The organism is Labrys sp. LIt4 (assembly GCF_017813775.1).
In the GTDB taxonomy this organism is placed as follows: domain Bacteria; phylum Pseudomonadota; class Alphaproteobacteria; order Rhizobiales; family Labraceae; genus Labrys; species Labrys okinawensis_A.
In genome coordinates, this window is sequence record NZ_JAGIPY010000027.1 from 22,142 (window position 1) to 40,139 (window position 17,998).

General features: G+C 62.6%; 15 protein-coding genes and 1 pseudogene. 11 read left to right on the top strand and 5 right to left on the bottom strand.

What is annotated here, in order from left to right; translation table 11 throughout:
* Positions 1 to 525: 525 nt before the first annotated feature.
* The 5 genes and pseudogenes from J8I29_RS28640 to J8I29_RS28660 form a co-directional block, all read left to right on the top strand.
* A pseudogene (locus J8I29_RS28640) lies at positions 526 to 897 on the top strand (acetamidase/formamidase family protein); the annotation flags it as partial.
* 518 nt (positions 898 to 1,415) lie between these two features.
* Positions 1,416 to 2,438, top strand: a complete 1,023-nt coding sequence (locus J8I29_RS28645) for an ABC transporter substrate-binding protein (RefSeq protein WP_209434288.1) — start codon at positions 1,416 to 1,418, stop codon at positions 2,436 to 2,438.
* A complete protein-coding gene (locus J8I29_RS28650) occupies positions 2,435 to 3,475 on the top strand; it encodes an iron ABC transporter permease (protein ID WP_348536198.1) in 1,041 nt (346 codons plus the stop codon). The genes J8I29_RS28645 and J8I29_RS28650 overlap by 4 nt, the downstream gene beginning before the upstream one ends.
* Complete coding sequence (locus J8I29_RS28655; protein WP_209434268.1) at positions 3,472 to 4,233, top strand: ABC transporter ATP-binding protein; 762 nt, start codon at positions 3,472 to 3,474, stop codon at positions 4,231 to 4,233. The genes J8I29_RS28650 and J8I29_RS28655 overlap by 4 nt, the downstream gene beginning before the upstream one ends.
* Positions 4,234 to 4,482: 249 nt before the next feature.
* Positions 4,483 to 4,863, top strand: coding sequence for a hypothetical protein (locus J8I29_RS28660; protein WP_209434269.1), 381 nt, complete (start codon positions 4,483 to 4,485; stop codon positions 4,861 to 4,863).
* A 201-nt stretch (positions 4,864 to 5,064) separates the two neighbouring features.
* Here the strand turns inward: J8I29_RS28660 and J8I29_RS28665 are convergent, their stop codons facing one another.
* Entirely contained in the window at positions 5,065 to 6,015 is a 951-nt protein-coding gene (locus tag J8I29_RS28665; RefSeq protein ID WP_209434270.1) for a LysR family transcriptional regulator, read from the bottom strand.
* 382 nt (positions 6,016 to 6,397) lie between these two features.
* Between J8I29_RS28665 and J8I29_RS28670 the strand changes: the two genes are divergently transcribed.
* The 6 genes from J8I29_RS28670 to J8I29_RS28695 all read left to right on the top strand — a co-directional run bounded on the left by J8I29_RS28670 (position 6,398) and on the right by J8I29_RS28695 (position 11,917).
* Positions 6,398 to 7,198: an amino acid ABC transporter ATP-binding protein gene (locus tag J8I29_RS28670; RefSeq protein WP_280871358.1), complete on the top strand. Its 801-nt coding sequence runs from the start codon at positions 6,398 to 6,400 to the stop codon at positions 7,196 to 7,198.
* 13 nt (positions 7,199 to 7,211) lie between these two features.
* On the top strand, positions 7,212 to 7,871 hold the full coding sequence (locus J8I29_RS28675) for an ABC transporter permease subunit (protein WP_105864742.1): 660 nt from the start codon (positions 7,212 to 7,214) through the stop codon (positions 7,869 to 7,871).
* Between the two features lie 11 nt (positions 7,872 to 7,882).
* Positions 7,883 to 8,614: an ABC transporter permease gene (locus J8I29_RS28680; RefSeq protein WP_209434271.1), complete on the top strand. Its 732-nt coding sequence runs from the start codon at positions 7,883 to 7,885 to the stop codon at positions 8,612 to 8,614.
* Positions 8,604 to 9,740, top strand: a complete 1,137-nt coding sequence (alr, locus tag J8I29_RS28685) for an alanine racemase (protein WP_209434272.1) — start codon at positions 8,604 to 8,606, stop codon at positions 9,738 to 9,740. Before J8I29_RS28680 ends, alr begins: the two co-directional genes overlap by 11 nt.
* 32 nt (positions 9,741 to 9,772) lie before the next feature.
* Positions 9,773 to 10,618, top strand: coding sequence for a transporter substrate-binding domain-containing protein (locus tag J8I29_RS28690; protein WP_105864874.1), 846 nt, complete (start codon positions 9,773 to 9,775; stop codon positions 10,616 to 10,618).
* Between the two features lie 63 nt (positions 10,619 to 10,681).
* Positions 10,682 to 11,917, top strand: a complete 1,236-nt coding sequence (locus J8I29_RS28695) for a CapA family protein (protein WP_209434273.1) — start codon at positions 10,682 to 10,684, stop codon at positions 11,915 to 11,917.
* A 103-nt stretch (positions 11,918 to 12,020) separates the two neighbouring features.
* Here J8I29_RS28695 and J8I29_RS28700 read toward each other — a convergent pair whose 3' ends face one another.
* From J8I29_RS28700 to J8I29_RS28715, 4 genes are all read right to left on the bottom strand, one after another.
* Positions 12,021 to 13,652, bottom strand: a complete 1,632-nt coding sequence (locus tag J8I29_RS28700) for a GMC family oxidoreductase N-terminal domain-containing protein (RefSeq protein ID WP_209434274.1) — start codon at positions 13,650 to 13,652, stop codon at positions 12,021 to 12,023.
* Positions 13,649 to 15,145 (bottom strand): FGGY-family carbohydrate kinase, encoded by a 1,497-nt coding sequence (locus J8I29_RS28705; protein WP_209434275.1) that lies wholly within the window; start codon positions 15,143 to 15,145, stop codon positions 13,649 to 13,651. The genes J8I29_RS28700 and J8I29_RS28705 overlap by 4 nt, the downstream gene beginning before the upstream one ends.
* Positions 15,142 to 15,987 (bottom strand): aldolase, encoded by an 846-nt coding sequence (locus J8I29_RS28710; RefSeq protein ID WP_105864736.1) that lies wholly within the window; start codon positions 15,985 to 15,987, stop codon positions 15,142 to 15,144. The genes J8I29_RS28705 and J8I29_RS28710 overlap by 4 nt, the downstream gene beginning before the upstream one ends.
* A gap of 117 nt (positions 15,988 to 16,104) precedes the next feature.
* Positions 16,105 to 17,871, bottom strand: a complete 1,767-nt coding sequence (locus tag J8I29_RS28715) for a glycerol-3-phosphate dehydrogenase/oxidase (protein ID WP_209434276.1) — start codon at positions 17,869 to 17,871, stop codon at positions 16,105 to 16,107.
* Between the last annotated feature and the right edge of the window lie 127 nt (positions 17,872 to 17,998).

Here is a 17,998-nt window from a genome sequence, read left to right on the forward strand (position 1 = left end):
TCCTCGGGAGCACTTGCACTCTTGTCATCCCCGGGCTTCGCTCAGGGAGCGAAGGTTTCGATGCCGGTGACCCCTGTCGGTCGTGTCGTGTCCATAAACCAGCGGGTCGCCATCCGGCTTGATCGTCTCGACCGCCGGCATCCCGCCGGTAGCGCGTCAACCCACCCATCGAAACCCTTTTCCGCGGTCACGCCGTCAGCAGCCCAGGACGGCATACCAACCGGCCTGAGGAGGTCGCGAAGCCCGAAAGAATTCGGGCCCACATTTAACAGCTTGACAAATACATAAATCTGGAAGAGCCTAATTTTAGAGCGCAAGGCAGAGCTGCCTATTTATGCGTCATATCTGATTACATTTCCAACAGACGAGTGCGTTCTGCACACGTGCGGTTGGTGGCACGGACGCCCACGGCAGACCAGCCGGTGGGCGTTTTTTGTTTTGGAATGGGCTTATGTTGGCAACAAGGCATCGCATCGGCGTGATGTTCTCGGCGACCGAGGTGGAACGACAAGATCACCCTGCCCCAAGATCACCCTGCCCTATGAGCCTTTCATCGGCACGATTGGTACATCGCCGGAGGTTGAAGCGATATCGGCCCTGCAACCCGACTATTACGGTGGCAACATGGATCTGCCCGATGTCGGCGTGGATGCGGTGATCTACCTGCCGGTCAACACAAAGGGTGCCCTTCTTTATCTCGGCGCCTGCCATGCGGCGCAGGGCGACGGCGAGCTCTGCGGCGTTGCGATCGAGCATCCGACCGTCACCACCGTGCAGGTCGACCTGATCAAGAACTGGACGATCAAGTGGCCGCGCCTCGAAACCCGGGACTTCATCATGACCATCGGCTCTTCCCGGCCCATGGAAGATGCCGCGCGCATCGCCTACCGCGAGCTGGCGGGCGCTACGACATGTTCTGTTTCAGGCTGCGCTCGCTGCCGCGTGCCACAACGCGGTGCTGAGCCCACTCGCCAAACGTTTAAAGGAACGCGGAAAACCCCATAAGCTCGTCATCGTCGCAATTGCACGCAAGCTGGTCACAATCGCAAACGCCATCCTTAAAAAGGCTACTCCATGGCGTTTAAACCCAGCTACCTAGACACAGTTGCTAGGAGAGCCACGAACAGCACTGCAGCCATCTCGCTAACTTCGTCGCAGCCTACAACTTCGCTCGAAGGCTGAAGACTCTCAAAGGTTTCACTGCCTATGAGTTCATCTGCAAGGTCCGGACATCACAACTCTTTCATGTATCCCGCCTCAAACACTGATTACGGCCACAGCAGGCCTGAAATCCCATAAGCGTTATTAGAATCTCTATAATTTAGAATACCTATAATTTTGTAACGCTAGCTAGCTTTTTCTATGCCAGCCCGCTAAGACCCCGCCCGATGACGGTGTTCCTTGGGAATAGTTTTGTGGGCAGCCTCAAATCACTTCTGATTGCACTCGGCTTTTGCATCGCCGGAAGTCTTGTGAGCCCGCTTGCCGCGGCTCCCACCCATTACCCCCTGACACTCGACAACTGCGGCGTGAAAGTCACTTTTCCGAAGGCTCCGGAGCGTGCCATTGGGCTCGGCCAGAACAGCGCGGAGATTCTGTTGCTGCTTGGGCTTCAGGACAGGATGGCGGGCACCGCCTTCTGGCCCAGTAAGGTCATGCCGCAGCTTGCCGAAGCCAACGCGAAGGTGAAGCTTCTAACCGTCGAGTTTCCGACATTCGAGACAATCCTCGCTGAAAGACCGGACTTCGTCGCTGCCGCGCTCCCGACCCTGCTCGGGCCCAACAGCAAGGTTGCAAAACGGGAGGATTTCGAGCGCGTCGGTGTTCCGAGCTATCTCTCGCCCGGCACCTGCCTCGAAACCACAGGCAGCAAGGACGCCTATGGCAGGCGGGCCGAGCTCTGGAGCATGGAGGCGCTCTATCGAGAGATCGATGAGCTTTCACAGATCTTTGACGTCTCCGATCGCGGGCAGGCCCTGATCGCCGACTTCAAAGCGCGTGAGAAGGCTTTGCGCGCCAGCATCAGGCCAGGTGATAAGGAACTCGCCTACCTCTTCTGGTTCTCCAGCCCCTCTCCTACCGCCGATGCCTATCTCGGCGGCAAGAACGGCGCCTCGGGCTTCATTGCCAACGTTCTTGGCGGACGCAACGCCATTGAGGCTGACGCCGAATGGCCGACGCTGGGCTGGGAAGGCATCATTGCTGCCAAGCCGGATGTCATCGTCATAGCCAGCCTCGATCGGAACCGCTGGGAGCTCGACAAGCCGGAAGCCAAGATGCGCTTCCTCACCACCGATACGGCGGTGAGCCAGCTTCCAGCCGTCAAGAACAAGGCCATCGTGGTGATGGACGGTCAAGCGATGAATCCGACCGTCCGTACGATTTACGGCGCCGAGCAGGTGGCCCAGCAATTGAAAACACTCGGCCTGCTGAAGTGAACACGGAATACGGCGCCGTTCGAGGCAAGGTGATCTTTCCCGGCCTGCTGCTGGGATCGCTGGTGGTGATCTGCTTGGTTGTCGGTCTCAGCGTCGGCATCGGTGACCTGCCAATTCCGCTCGACATCACCTTCGCGGCCGTCGCTAACCGTCTCGGCTGGTCGGTCGGCGAGATCGACCGCGTCTACGAGACGGTGATCTGGGATTACCGCTTGAGCCGCGCCCTGGTGGCAGCCTTCTGCGGAGCGGGTCTTGCCCTTTCCGGCGCCATCATGCAATCGTTGCTGCGCAACCCGCTCGCGGAGCCTTATGTGCTCGGTATTTCCGCCGGTGCGTCGACGGGGGCCGTCGCCATCATTATTTTGGGAATCGGTGCCGGCGCCGTGTCTCTGTCAGCCGGGGCCTTCCTCGGCGCCTTTGCCGCCTTCTGCTTCGTGGCACTCCTGTCCAACGGCACGCGCGGCGGTGCCGATCGCACCATTTTGGCGGGCGTGGCAGCCTCGCAGCTCTTTAATGCCGCGACCTCTTATATCGTAACCACCACCGGAAACGCCCAACAGGCGCGCGACGTCATGTTCTGGCTTCTCGGCAGCTTTGGGGGTGTGCGCTGGCCGGAATTCATGCTGGTTTCCGGGGTCGTCAGCCTTGGGTTCGTGGCTTGCCTCTCCTATGCGAGGACGCTCGATACCTTCGCCTTCGGCGACGAGACTGCAGCCTCGCTCGGAGTCAATGTCGACCGGGCCCGGATCGTCCTCTTTGCCCTTACTGCTTTAATGACGGCTGCGATCGTCAGCATGGTCGGATCGATCGGTTTCGTGGGCCTGGTCGTGCCACATGCGGCCCGATCCTTGATCGGTCCGCTCCACATCCGACTATTGCCGGCCTGCGCACTTATCGGCGCCATCTTTATGGTATTGGCGGATGTCGCTTCGCGCGCCTTGATCCCCCAACAGGTTCTGCCAATCGGCGTTGTGACAGCGCTCGTTGGCGTGCCCTGCTTCTCAGTTATTCTATACCGGCTGCAGCGTGCGACATGAGCATCACTGCCGAGAATTTGATCTGGCGGATCGGAAGCAAGACGATCGTCGACGGTGTGTCCTTTGAAGCCGAGCCTGGACGAATGCTCGGGCTGCTCGGCCCCAACGGCTCCGGCAAGACCTCGCTTCTACGACTGCTGGCCGGACTAAAAAGCCCGCAATCCGGCCGTGTCCTGCTAGAAGGAAACGAATTGAAAACGCTCGGCGCTCGCGCGGTCGCGCGCCGGGTCGCCTTCGTCGAGCAGCATGCCACGACCGGTGCCAACCTCAGCGTTGTAGATGTGGTCAGGCTCGGGCGGTTCCCGCATCGGTCATGGCTATCACGCTGGACGCATGCCGACGACAGGACTGTGAACGAAGCGCTTGAGCGCACCGGCATGGAAGGTCGGCGGAACGACCGGTGGCAAAGCCTGTCAGGCGGCGAGAAGCAGCGCACGCAGATCGCCAGAGCCCTCGCGCAAGCTCCGACGGAACTCATTCTCGATGAGCCCACCAACCATCTCGACATTCAGCACCAGATCGGTGTGTTGAAGCTCGTCGCCAGCCTGCCAATCACCAGTGTGGTCGCCTTGCACGATCTCAATCATGCCGCCATGTTCTGCGATCGGCTCATCGTCTTGAAAAAGGGAAAGATCGTAACTTCTGGACCTCCAGAAGCGGTCATCACGGAAGAGCTTATGCGAGAGGTCTTTGCAGTCGAGGCACGTGTCGAGACATCTCCCCACCATCGAAGACCACATATCCATTACTTGCGTTGAACGTCGCGCGGTCTGCGATCCATTCTCTTGCGAAATGGACTTCGAGCCCGGATTGTCCCCCTGTGTGCTTGTCCGGGGTATTTTCGAGCTCGCGACGGGTTGAAGCCTTCGCGAGGAACCGTGCACACCATCATGGCAATTTGCTCTCTTTAAAAGTACCACCGCGCCCTGCCTTGCGCCCAAGTTGAATTCTGGGACCGCTTACAGCAAAGTAGCGCAGCAGGCGGTGATCTTTGCCGGGGAGATCGGATGCGTTCCCTTGTGGCTTTTGCAACGATCGTGCTCTCGAGCACTTCGGCGCTCGCTTGCGGTATCGGTCCTCAGGCAAATGTGAAACTCGACCCGAAAGACCAGGCGGTCTTGATATCGCTGGGGGAGGCCATCAATGCGCAAGAACTGCTGAACGGCTCGCCTGTCGCCGCGCTTTTTTCCGAGCCCTCGGGCGTGCTGACACTCAACGCAACCGACGCCCAAACATTGTCTCGAGCCCTGGCGAGCTTACACAAGGCCACGGCCTGCCACGCCGACGGGGTCACGATGAAGAGAATCACCGAGGATGACACACCGGGCATCAGATTTCTCAGGAAGATCGAGGAGTGCTTGGCCGACGCCTGCGTCGACAATCCGTAATGCCAGCGGTTACATCGCTGACCGACATGCGCCCAGTCTCTGGCAAGACCTCGCCCGGTGGGTTGATACGCAGCCAGGCGGGAAGGCTGGCGCAGTAAAAGCAGCAAGCTCCTGTGGCTGAATAGTGACGCTGCGGCGTAAAGCCGAGAGATAAGCTTGCCGCGAAGGCGGGACAGGCACTGACCATGACAGATCCAATAATCATTGGACGCCTTGCGCTCTGTTGCCCCCCTCTGGAACTCCCGCATCGACCTGCGCGCATTCAACCAAAACTTTAATCGTTTCTTGGAGTAAGGCTCCAAGTTTCCGTCCCTTTTGCCAGAATATGACATAGTGGTAGAGGGCACTCGGCTCGAAAGGACGGACTTCAACCGGGAAGGACGCGAACTGGCTCGCGGCGAAGGTGTTGCTGCTGGAGATGCCGAGACCCGCGGCAACGAAACTCACCTCCTGGCCGATGACATCGACCTGTATCGCCAGATGAGGTTCTGCTCCCATATACCTCATGGCATTCTCGTTCATGAGATGGGATTGCATTCCCGGTTCGACATCCGCCAGCGCCTCTCCCACAAGGTCCTCCGGCCTGATGATGTCCTTTTGGTTGAAGCGGTGACCGCGGGGGCAGACATAGACATTGGTCGCAGTCGTTGCCGGGCACCAGTCGAAAACATTCCCGTCCAAAGGTAACCGAGCAATTCCAAGATCGGCACGTCCCTCCAGGACATGCTCGGCCACCTCAGGATAGGTGCCCGATTTGAGCACCATTCCCGCAAACGACTGGCGCGAACGCAATTTGCAAAAAGCCTCGGGAAGAAGCCGGAGCGAGAAGATATGCGGTGCCGCGATGCTGATCGTGTCGCTATCGACGCCCTTCAGGGATGCAACCGTTTTGGCAACCCTTTCGATCTGGAGGAAGGTGGCGTCGGTGTCGCGAAAAAGGGTCATCGTATGGGCCGTCGGAACCAGCCGCCCCTTGTCCCGCACGAATAATTGCACGCCAAGCAAGCCTTCCAAGATCCGAACTTGCTGGCTGACGGCAGGCTGGGTGATTCCGAGTGCCTTAGCGGCACTGCGCTCCGAGCCCGATCTGACGACCTCGCGCAGGATCTGAAGCTGGCGGAGCGTGATGCCCGTCTTTGAGATTTCCACCATGATGGGCTTCCGTGCAGCTGCCGATTGCCGCCTTTCAGGACAAAGCTTAACTTATACTGTCGTACAGATCGCGCCAGGCCAATCGTCTGCCGAAGGCCATAATTGATCGTTCGAATTGAAGTGGCAGCAAACCTTATTAGCTGAACTTATCGAAAAATAATCTCGCTTATAAATTGATCTCGGCGAGCGCGCGGGCAATTCTGGGGTCGGGACAGGTCAGAACGCCACTCGGCGCCATCGGACCAAAGCAGCGTCCTTCGCAACGACAACACACATCAAAAAGTGGTGCCGCTCCCATGCGCGCAGCAAAGGCCTTGCCGTGTCCAATAGTTCCCATTGCCCGTATCGGCGCCAAGCAGCGTTCACCGGCGCGGAGGGGCTGATGAAGAGCGGTCCGATGTTCCACCAGGCCGTCCAGCACGGCATACGCGCTGAGCGGATCGAGAAAAGGCTGGGCGGCAATGCCGTCCTGTGTGGCGTCAATCTCGACATCCGGCCAGGCGAAATTCTCTCGATCCTTGGCAGCAGCGGTTCGGGCAAGAGCACGCTTCTGCGCTGCCTCAACCTCCTGACGATTCCCGACCGGGGCGATATCTGGGTCGACGGCGAGAAGCTGGCCATCCGAGCTGCATCGCAGCAGGGCGGGCAAGCCAACGTCATCGACCATCGGCAGGCCCGGCGCATTCGGGCCTCGATGGGCATGGTGTTCCAGAACTTCAATCTCTGGCCGCACAAGACCGTGCTTGAAAACGTTACGGAGGGTCCGGTCCTCGTCAAAGGGATCCGGCGCGATGAGGCCGCCGATCGCGGCCGTCACTACCTGGCCAAGGTCGGGCTTTCCGACAAGACGGATGCCTATCCTCGCCATCTCTCCGGCGGACAGCAGCAACGCGTGGCGATCGCCCGCGCGCTCGCCATGGAACCACGCACGCTGCTCTTCGACGAACCGACCTCCGCGCTCGATCCGGAGCTGGTGGGCGAGGTGCTTCGTGTCATGGCGGCGCTGGCGGAGGAAGGGCGCACGATGGTGATCGTCACTCACGAACTTGCCTTCGCAAGACAGGTGTCGACACGAGCTGCCTTCATGCACCAAGGGCTGATCGAGGAAGAAGGCGTTCCTTCGAAGTTCTTCTCCGCGCCGACCTCCAGCCGGCTTCGCAGCTTTCTTGCCTCGCATCGATAGAAGGGTTTCCTGCATGGACGGCTTTGCCGTGCAATTCGCCAACGGGCTGAAGACGACGGTGATGCTGGCGCTTGTCAGCGGCGTGCTCGGCATGGCCCTCGGTTTGCTCGCCGCAGCCGGGCGCTTGTCCCGGTGGAAGGCCATGAGTGTGGCCGTCGGCTTCTACACCACCATCATTCGCGGCGTGCCCGAACTGATCATCATCCTGTTGATCTATTTCGGGGGCACGGTCGCCATCAGCGCCTTCTTCGGGCGCTATGTCGAGGTCAATGCATTTTTGGCGGGCGTCGTTTCCCTCACCGTCGTCTTCGGAGCCTACACCGCTGAGATCTTTCGAGGCGCCGTGCTCAGCATACCCACGGGGCAGATCGAGGCGGCCCGCTCGCTCGGGCTGCATCCCTGGCAGACCTGGCTGCTGGTCACCCTTCCGCAAATGTTGCGCATCGCCCTGCCCGCGCTCGCGAACCAGTGGATCTCCCTGGTTAAGGAGACCTCGCTGATCTCGATCGTCGGGCTGACCGACATCATGCGGATCGCCGCCATCGGCGCAGGTTCGTTGCGGGCTCCGCTGACCTTCTATCTGGCCGCGTCGGCCCTCTATCTCGCGCTAACCAGCCTGGCGCTGGTGATCTTCAACCTGCTCGAACGGCGTTTCGCCGTTCGCGGGCGGTGAGGCGTTCCGCCATGGATATCGCACTCCTTCTTACCAGCACCGTAACGCTTGCCGGCGGCATTCCACTGACGCTGCTGCTGACTTTCGCGTCGCTCCTGGCAGGCCTCGTGATCTCGGTTCCCCTGGCCTTCATGCGCGCATCGTCGCGGCGCTGGCTGTCCCTGCCCGTGCTGGCCTACACTTATGTTTTGCGCGGTACCCCGCTGCTCGTGCAGCTCTTCATCATCTATTACGGCCTCGGTCAGATCGGCTTCATTCGGTCGAGCGTCCTATGGGTTGCGCTACGCGAACCATTCTGGTGCTGCCTCATTGCCTTCTCGCTCAATGGCGCCGCCTACACGACGGAGATCTTTCGCGGCGGGATCCAGAGCGTCGCCCCTGGCATGATCGAGGCGGCGCAGGCCGTGGGCATGTCGCCCTTGCAGATCAAGCGCCGGATCATCTTCCCGATCGCCTTCAGAAGCGTTCTTCCCTCCTATGCCAATGAAGTCATCAGCCTCGTCAAGGCGACGTCCCTCGCCAGCACCGTGACGCTGCTCGAAATCACCGGCCTATCGCGCAAGCTGGTTTCGGAAACCTTCGCCCCCTACGAGATCTTCATTGCGGCCGGCGTGCTCTATCTCGGCCTGACATTCCTGTTGACCGGCGCCTTTCACATGCTGGAGGCGCAGTTGAATGGCGCACCGCGCGCCAAATCCAAACCGGGCCGGGTCGCCCTCTCGCAGGTGGCCCATGAACAGTAATCACCATCACGGTCCGCGTCAGCTCGGCGAAGCCGCCTGGCGCGAGATCGATCTGTCGGCGATCGCCTCCAACTACCGCGCCATTCGAATGGCGATCGGCTCGACCACGAAGATCATCGCCTGCCTCAAGCAGGACGCCTATGGATGCGGAGCAGAACAGGTAGCCGCCCTCCTGTGCGCGGCCGATGTCGATGCCTTCGGTGTGGTCTCGATCGTCGACGCCCTGGCGGTGCGAAAGGCGGCGCCGCGAAAGCCTATCCTGATGTATCCGGGCATTGGTCCGAACGCCGTCGAGCTTGTCCGGAAGCTCGATCTGACGATCACGATTTCCGGTGAAGAGGATCTGCGGAGCTGGCTATCGACCGGCATTCCGCTGAAGATCTTCGTAAAGGTGGATCTCGGTTTTTGGCGCGCCGGCGTGGCTCCCTCGGGTCTTCGGCATCTGATCGATCTATGCGCGTCGCACGCCAATATCGTGGTCGAGGGCCTCTATGCCCATCTCAGCGAATTCGGCCAGGCTGGCGCTTCGGCGCCAGAGCAGGTTACACGCCTGCTGCCTCTTCTCAAGGAACTCGAGGCGACAGGCCACCGTCCCGCAACGATCATGGTGTCGAGCAGTGAAAGCCTGCTTCGCCATCCGGAGTTCGACATGGATGCGGTGGATCCCGGCGCGCTCCTTTTTGGATTGACGGGTTCCCATGCGGATCGCAGGGGGTTGTTCGTCCGCCCTGCCCTGTCAGCAATCAAAGCCCGCATCGTCGCACTCAAGGCGAGCGACGACAGTATGGGCGCGCCACCGGACCTTCCGGGATATCGTGCGGCCATGCGCCTGGCTGTTCTCGGAATCGGCTGGGGACACGGGATGCCGCGATATCCCCGGTCCAAGGCCGCCGTGCTGATCAGGGGGCGGCGCGCTGCCATCGTACCCCCCGTCCATCTCGAACATCTTCGCGTCGATGTCAGCGATATTCCCGAAGCAGAGCTCGGGGATGAAGCGATCCTGCTCGGCGCTTCAGGCGCTGAGCGCATCACGTTGCAGGATCTCGCAGATGCCTGGGACACGGACGAAACGGGCGTTGCCTGCGGCCTCCGCGAGAACCTGCGGCGGATACATCTCGGCGAATGATCAGGAACCGAACCAAGAAGAAGGGGAATACCATGAAACGACATCTGGCTTTGGCCGTTCTGGCAACCCTGCTCGCCAGCAGCGTTACCCGTGCCGAGGAGCGCAAGGCGATCACCATCGCATCGGAAGGGGCTTCGCCGCCCTGGGACTACATTGACGCGAACGGTGCGCTTGTCGGGTTCGACATCGATGTGGGCAATGAACTCTGCGCCCGGATGAAGCTGCAATGCACCTTCGTCGCCCAGGACTGGGACGGCATCATCCCCGGCCTTCTGGTCAAGAAGTACGACGCGATCATCGCCGGCATGTCGATCACGGAAAAGCGCAAGAAATCGATCGCATTCTCAGTGCCCTATGCCGTGGGGCCGAACCAGATCGTCATGCGCCGCAACCTCGGCCTGCCGCCCGGTGATACAAAGGCCAAGCTGAACCTGACGGACATCGACGCGGAGAAGAAGGCGCTCATCGACAAGCTGAGGGAAAGCCTGACGGGCAAGACGCTCGGCGTGCTGCGGTCCTCGAATTCGGAGGCTGTCGTCCGGGAGCTCTTCGGCGATATTGCCCAGGTGCGCAGCTATGACAGCCAGGAAAATCTGAAGCTCGATCTCACATCCGAGCGCATCGACGGCGGATTGGGAGACTATCTCGTCTGGAAGCAGTTTCTCGAAACGCCGGAGGGAAAGGCCGTCGATTTCTTCGGCCCCCAGCTTTCGGGGGGCACATGGGGTCCCGGTGTCGGGATCGGCCTTCGCAAGGAGGACGCCGATCTCGCACAAGCCTTCAACAAAGCCATTGAGGCGAGCGCCAAGGACGGGTCGCTCGGCAGGATCAGCCTGAAATGGTTCGGTGTCGATATTTCTCCGCAGACCGAAAAGTGATTGCTCCCCCCTTCCCCGACCCGCCTGTCCCATTTTCTGAATTCATCTCCAAGAGCCTCAGCCATGCCTTCGCCGTTCACGCTTGTCCTGACCGGGCAATCCCTGATTCATCATGATGTTCGCCAGGTTTCCGACGAGAGGTTTGCCACGATCAAATCGTTGATCCGGCAGGCCGATATCGCTTTCACGAACTTCGAGACCACGGTGTTCGGCCGACACGGTGGCTGGCCGCTGAAGGGGAGTTATTTTGGTTGCTCGGCGCCCGTGGTTCTGGATGCGTTGAAGGACATCGGCTTCAATGCCCTGGCACTCTCCAACAACCATGCTTTCGACCTCGGCCCGCCGGGCATCCTGTCGACGCTCGAGGAGGTTGCGGCCAGGGACTTCCTTCATGCCGGTATCGGCACTGATTTATCCAAAGCACGGCGGCCGGGTATCAAGACCTTCGGCAAGAGGTCCGTGGCGCTCGTGGCAATGGATGCCGGGCCTGGGCCCGCGACGATGTATGCCGCCGACGCAACGGACCGGCGACCGGCACGCCCCGGCGTCAACGGACTCGAGGTTTCAAGGGTATTCGAGGTGGAACCATCGAACTTTGATGCTTTGAGTGGCATTCAGGAGGCGTTTCAAAGCAGTCGCATGGAAAGGAGCAACTATGCCCAGCCCCACGATCTGCCTCAGCTGCACTCCGTCGACGACATCGATTTCTATGGCACGATCTTTCGCAGGGCGAACGGGAACAAGCGCAGGATCCTGGTGGACGAGGTCAGCTCAGAGATCCATTTGTCGGCGATCCGCAAGGCAGCCACTGAAGGAGCCTTCGTCATCGCCTACCTTCATCATCATCATTGGGAACCGAGCTGGCGCGACGTCCCGGAATGGGTCCAGGCATTTGCGCGTGCCTGCATCGACGCAGGTGCGGGCGTGTTCGTCAGTCACGGCGCTCCCGTCCTGCAGCCCGTCGAAATTCATCGGGGTGCGCCGATCTTCTACGGGCTCGGCAATTTTCTGTTCCACCTCGATGAGGGCGAGGCGGTCTGGAGTGCGCCGGAGGTCTGGAAGAGCGTCGTCGCGACATGCCGCTTCGATGCCGACGCCCGTCTCCAGTCGATCGATCTCCATCCCATCGTGATCGGCGGCGAGAGGCTGGAGGCCCTGAATTATCACGAGCGCATCGTGCCTGTTCCCGCACCTGCGACTCTGGCATGCGATATGATCGAGGATCTGGCGGCGCGCTCATGCAAATACGGGGTCTCGATTTCGCTCGACGACAATCATGGGATCATTAATCAGTGCTGAACCTCCTTATGGGCTGGGAAGGTCCGCCGCGCCGTCCTCTCTCCTCCTTGCGTCGCCCATGTCGCTGTCAAGCTGGCCGGTTCTGGTGGTAGGCCGCTGCAGCTCACCCCCGCCAGGCCATGGCGATCATGTCCGAGGCCTTTTCGGCGATCATCACCACGGGCGCATGGGTATTGCCGGAGACGATGGTCGGCATGACAGAGGCGTCGGCGATGCGCAGGCCTGAAATGCCGCGCAGGCGCAGCTGGGGGTCGACCACGGCTGCCGCGTCGCTGCCCATCCGGGCCGTGCCGACGGGGTGGAAGATCGTGGTGGCGATGTCGCCGGCAGCCTTGGCGAGATCGTCGGCTGACTGGATCGCCGGCCCGGGCTTCAGCTCCTCCGGTCGGAAGGCCTGCATGCGCCTGGTCGCCATCAGGCGGCGGGCCGCACGGATCGAATCGGCCGCGACCGCACGGTCGCCTTCCGTCGAGAGATAGTTCGGCGCGATTTCCGGGTGGGTTTGGATGTCCGGCGAGATGATGCGGACATGGCCGCGCGCCTCCGGCCGGAGATTGCAGACGGAGACGGTGATGGCCGGAAAGGGATGCAGCGGCGACCCGAAGGCGTCGAGCGACAGGGGCTGAACGTGGAGCTCGATATTGGCATCGGCAAAGCGCGGATCCGATTTCATGAAGATGCCGAGCTGACTCGGCGCCATTGCCATCGGTCCCGAACGCTTGAGGGCATAAGTGAGGGCGATCTGAGCCTTGCCGAGTAGTGAAGCCTGCCACTCGTTGAGGGTGCGCGCGCCGCTGATCTTGAAGATGGTGCGGATCTGCAAATGGTCCTGCAGGTTCTCGCCGACCCCTGGCGCGTCCAGCACGAGCGGGATGCCGTGCCTGGCCAGGAGCGCCGCCGGGCCGATGCCTGATAGCTGGAGGAGCTGGGGCGTGCCGATGGCGCCGGCCGTCAGCACCAGCTCGCGCTTGACCGCGACACAAGAGGGCTTGCCGTGCAGGCTCAATTCGACGCCTTCGGCCCGTCCATCGGCGACGCGGATGCGCTCTGCCATGGCATGGGTGAGAATGGTGAGGTTCTTGCGCTGCCTGATGGGATTGATGAAGGCACGCACGGCGTTGAAGCGGAAGCCGGCCTTCTGGTTGACCTCGAAATAGGCCGAGCCGGTGTTGTCCCCGGCATTGAAATCATCGATCTGGGGCACGCCGAGTTCCTCGGCCGCCTCGCGCACCGCGTCGAGAACGGGCCAGGACAGGCGCTGGCGCTCGACACGCAGTTCGCCCTCCGCGCCATGGAGGGGCGTGCTCCCGGCATGGTGATTTTCCGAGCGCCGGAACAGCGGCAGCACGTCGTCCCAGCCCCAGCCGGCATTGCCGAGCTGCTGCCAATGGTCATAGTCGGCGGCCTGGCCGCGCATATAGATCATGCCGTTGATCGAGGAGCAGCCGCCCATCACCCGTCCGCGCGGATAGGCGAGCGAGCGCCCGTTCAGGCCCGGCTCGGCCACGGTCCGGTAGCCCCAGTCGGTACGGGGATTGCCCATTAAATAGAGATAGCCGACCGGGATATGGATCCAGTGATAGCGGTCTGAGCCGCCGGCTTCGAGCAGCAGCACCCTGGCGTTGGGATCCGCACTGAGCCGGTTGGCCAGCACGCAGCCGCCGGATCCGGCACCGACGACGACGTAGTCGTAGGCCCCGAGATCGATGCGTTCGCTATCGTGACGTTCGTTCATGCGCCCTCGCGATAGCGTTTCCAGTGATCGGGCATGGCCTCAGCCAGGCCGCAATAGAGGCGATAGCGCGCCTCCAAAAGCGCCCTGTCCGGAGTACTGGGCTGGTATTGCGCAGCCTGGCGCACCATGGCGGCGATGCCGTCATCGAGCGTCGCAAAGGAGGCGGCCGCGACGCCCGCCGCGATCGCCGCGCCCAGCGCACCGGTTTCCTGGCACTCGGCCACGGTGACGGGCAGATCGAGGATGTCGGCGAACATCTGGCACCAGACCGGGCTGCGCGAGCCGCCGCCCGATAAGGAGGCGCGGGTGATCTCGGCGCCAGCGCGGCGGAGGCGCTCGATATGGCGGCGATGTTCGAACACCACGCCTTCGTAGAGCGCGCGCAGCATCTCGGCCTTGCCGTGCCAGCCGGCGAGGCCTATGAAGGCGCCCCGCGCGTCGGGATGGGTGGACGCGCCGAACAGGAAGGGCAGGAACAGCGGCAGCTCCGGGTGGGGCGCAACCGAGGCCACCAGGGCATTGCAGGCCTCGAAGCCGGCGGCGCCATGCCCGCCCCCGAATTCGCGCACGAACCATTCGAGATTGACCGCCGAGGTGGCGCTCGACTCGACGGCGACATAACGATCCGGGCGCCAAGTCGAGGCATGGAACACCGTATCGTCCGCCAGCGGCATCTCGCGCACCACCTGGTTGATGCTCCAGGTGCCCGCCACGATGGCCGCTTCGCCGGGCGTGTTGACGCCCGAGCCGATCATCGAGGCGATGATGTCGAAGAAGCCGGCGGCGACCGGCGTTCCCTCGGCGAGGCCAGTGGCCGCCGCGGCGCTGGCGGTGACACCGCCGGCCGAGGCTTCGGATTCGACAAGCTCCGGCAGCAGTCCAAGGGCCTCGCCGAGGCCATAGGCCGCGAGCAGGGCTTCGTCATAGCGCCGCTCGGGCAGACGCAGCAGGCCCGCGCCGCTCATGTCCGAAAAATCGGAGACACGCCTGCCGGTGAGCAGCAGCGTCATCGCGTCCTTGCACAGGAAGGCGGTGCCGGCCCGGGCATAGAGGTCGGGCCGGTTCTGCTTGAGCCAGAGCAGCAGCGTTGCCGTCTGCGCCGGCCAGGGCCGCTGCAGGCAGAGCGGATAGAGGGCGTCGGCGACCGGCGAGGCGCGCAGCCCGGCAGCAAGCTCGGCCGCCCGGTTGTCGATCGACTGGATGCCGATCAGCGGCTGGTCGTGCCGGTCGAGCATATAGAGGCCGTTGCCGTGACCGGCCGTGCCGATGCCGATGACGTGCCTGCCTTCGACGCCGGCCTCGTCCAGGCAGCGCCGGATCACCGCGGCGGCGTTGGCCCAGAGTTCGGCTATGTCGCGCTCGACATAGCCGGGCTGGGGCTGGCGCGACTGGCCGTCGAGCGCGGCCCGCGCCAGGACACGTCCGTCGAGATCGAACAGGACGGCTTTGACCACGGTATTGCCCGCATCGATGCCGAGGAGATAGCGGCTCACGCTGCGGCCTCGTAGATGGCCCAGGCCTCGCCGTCGTCGGCACCCTGATGGATCATCGCCATCAGTGCCTTGACCACGCGGGCGGGGTTGTCGTGCTGGTAGATGTTGCGGCCGTAGACCATGCCATGGGCGCCCTGGCACATCAAAGCATGGGAATTGGCGAAGACCTGGCGCAGATCCGCCTTGCCGCCACCGCGCACCAGCACGGGGCAGCGGGCGGCCTCGACCACGCGATGGAAATCGGCTGGGTCGCTGGTCGGGTCGGCCTTGACGATATCGGCGCCGAGCTCGCGGGCAAGGCGCACCAGCGTCACGATCTTTTCCGCGTCGCCATCGACGAGATAACCGCCGCGCTCGCTGGCCGGTTGCATCACCAGCGGCTCGATCATCAGCGGCATGCCGTATTTTTCGCAGTCCTGCGCCACCCGCGAGATGTTCTCGATACATTGGCGGAACAGGCCCGGCTCGTCCGGCAGCATGAAGAGATTGACCACCACGCAGGCCGCATCCATGCGCAGCGCCGGGGCGATGGGATCCTGCGCGTTCTGCAAGAGGGCCCACATCTCGCGATGGCGCTGGCGGTTGTAGGGATTGCCCATGTCGATGCGCATCACCAGGGCCGGCTTGTGCTTGCCCGGCATCTCCTGCAGCAGGTCGGCCTGGCCGTAATTCATCTGGATGGCATCGGGGCCGGCATCGGCCAGCATGCGCACGACCTTGCCCATGTCCTCCAGCCCCTCGAGGAAGGAAGGCTCGTTGCACACGCCATGATCGATGGCGACGTCAAGACATTTGCCGGCGCCGAACAGGCGGTTCATCCGAACTTTCTTGGTAAGATACATGAGTCTTCCCTGTGGCTTTTTTACCCTCCCCTGGAGGGGGAGGGTCGGCCCATAGGGCCGGGGTGGGGTGGGAATAGGCAGGGTTGGCGGGGAGAACGAAACTTTCTCGCCAAGAAGTCACCCCACCCCGACGCTTTGCGTCGACCCTCCCCCTCCAGGGGAGGGTAATAGAGAGACCGGAGACGAGAGGTTGCGGGCCGCCAGCGTTGCCGCTGCGAGGCCGTGAATGTGATCGAGATGAGCGAGGAGCCGGTCGATCTCGTCTTGTGTGCGGGCCTCGCTCCAGCCGAGGGCTGATGCCGCCAGCGCGGCGAGTTCGTGGATGGCGTCGAGCGAGAGCTCGCCGCTGAAGGCGATGGTCATGCGCCGGAGCACAAGGTCGGCCAAAGTGGCGACCTGGCTGTTCGAGAGAAGCCAGCGGACCTCGTTGCAGCTGTAGCTCGGCAGGCCGGCGAGGCTGATGTCGTCGACGTCCGGCGTGAAATCGAGCATCCGCGTGCCGTAGCGTTCGAGCAGGGTGGCACAGCGCTCTTCCGACACCCCCGTCGAGGCGGCGGCGCGGCGCAGCCAATCCCGGCGTTCGGCTTCGCCTCGCGGAAAGTCCTTGCCGCCGCCGATCGCCAGTGCCTCGCTCGAGCGTGTGCGATCGATCCCGAGGCGGGCCAGCACCGTATCGGCGGCCTGGGCACCGAAGGCACGGAATGTCGTCCACTTGCCGCCGACGAGGTTGAGGACGGGGACTGCCCCCGGAGGCGTCGACCATTCGCAGCTGTGGTCGCGCGAGATCTCGGCATTCACATTCGCATCGGCCCGGGGCAGAGGACGCACGCCCGCGAAGCGGAACAGGATATCGGCTTCCGACAGGGCGATGCCGGGGAAGACTTCGCGAATGGATTCCAGGATATAGGCGGTTTCGCTCGCCTCGCAGCGTACGCTGTCGGGTGTGTCGACACGGATGTCGGTCGATCCGGCGAGGATATGGCCGAAATGGGCGAACAGGATGCACACGCGACCTTCGCGGTTGGCAAAATAAACCATGCGCTCGCCGATGGCCTCGAGGAGGGCGGGACTGTCGAGGACGAGATGGGATCCCTTGGTGCCGCCGATCAGCGTGGTCTGCCGCCCCGAGAGCAGGGCGTTGGTCTGGTCGATCCAGGCACCGCTGGCATTGACGACGATATCGACGGCGAGGGTGAAGCGCTCGCCAGTCAGGCTGTCGGTGAGCTCTGCGATCGTGCCATCCAGGCTGGCGAGGCCGAGATGGTTGAGCGCGAACGCCTCGGATGAGGCCGCCTCGGCATCGGCGATCAGTTCGAGGCCGAGCTGCTCCGGCCGGCTGATCTTGGCGTCGTGATAGAGGGCGGCATAGTTGATGTCGGGATGGAAGTCGGGCCAGTTCAGGCGGGTGGCACGGCGGCCGAAAAAACGGCTCTGCGGCAATTGGCGCTCGCGGCGCGCATAGAAATCATAGACGGCGAGTCCCAGCCTCACGATCAGGGCGCCGCGCGGTCCCGGCTTCGGCCGCCCGCCGAAAAACCGGCGCGCCGCCGACAACATGCCGGAGAAACGATCGCCCAGCGGGATAAGGGTCGGCAGGGCGCTGACATAATGCGGCGCGTTGCGCAGCAGGCGGTTACGCTCCAGCAGGGACTCCTTCACCAGCCCGAATTCGCCATTCTCCAGATAGCGCAGCCCGCCATGGATCATGCGGGATGGCGCCGCGCTGGCCCCGCTCATGAAATCCCCGCGCTCGACGAGCACGACGTCGATCCCCTGCAAAGCGAGCTCGCGAAAGGTGCTGATGCCGTTGATGCCGCCGCCGACGACGAGGACCGTGGCACGGTCCTTCGCGCGCAGCCTGTCGAGCCGTTCCGCCCGGCTCATGCCAATCCTGGGGGGCGGGTCTTCAGACCCGGCTGCAAGCGTGGCGTTTCCAGCCGGGTCTGAAGACCCGCCCCCCGAAATGGCATGCCAGCCGGCGTCGTCGTGACTTCGTTTAGGCGTCATGCCT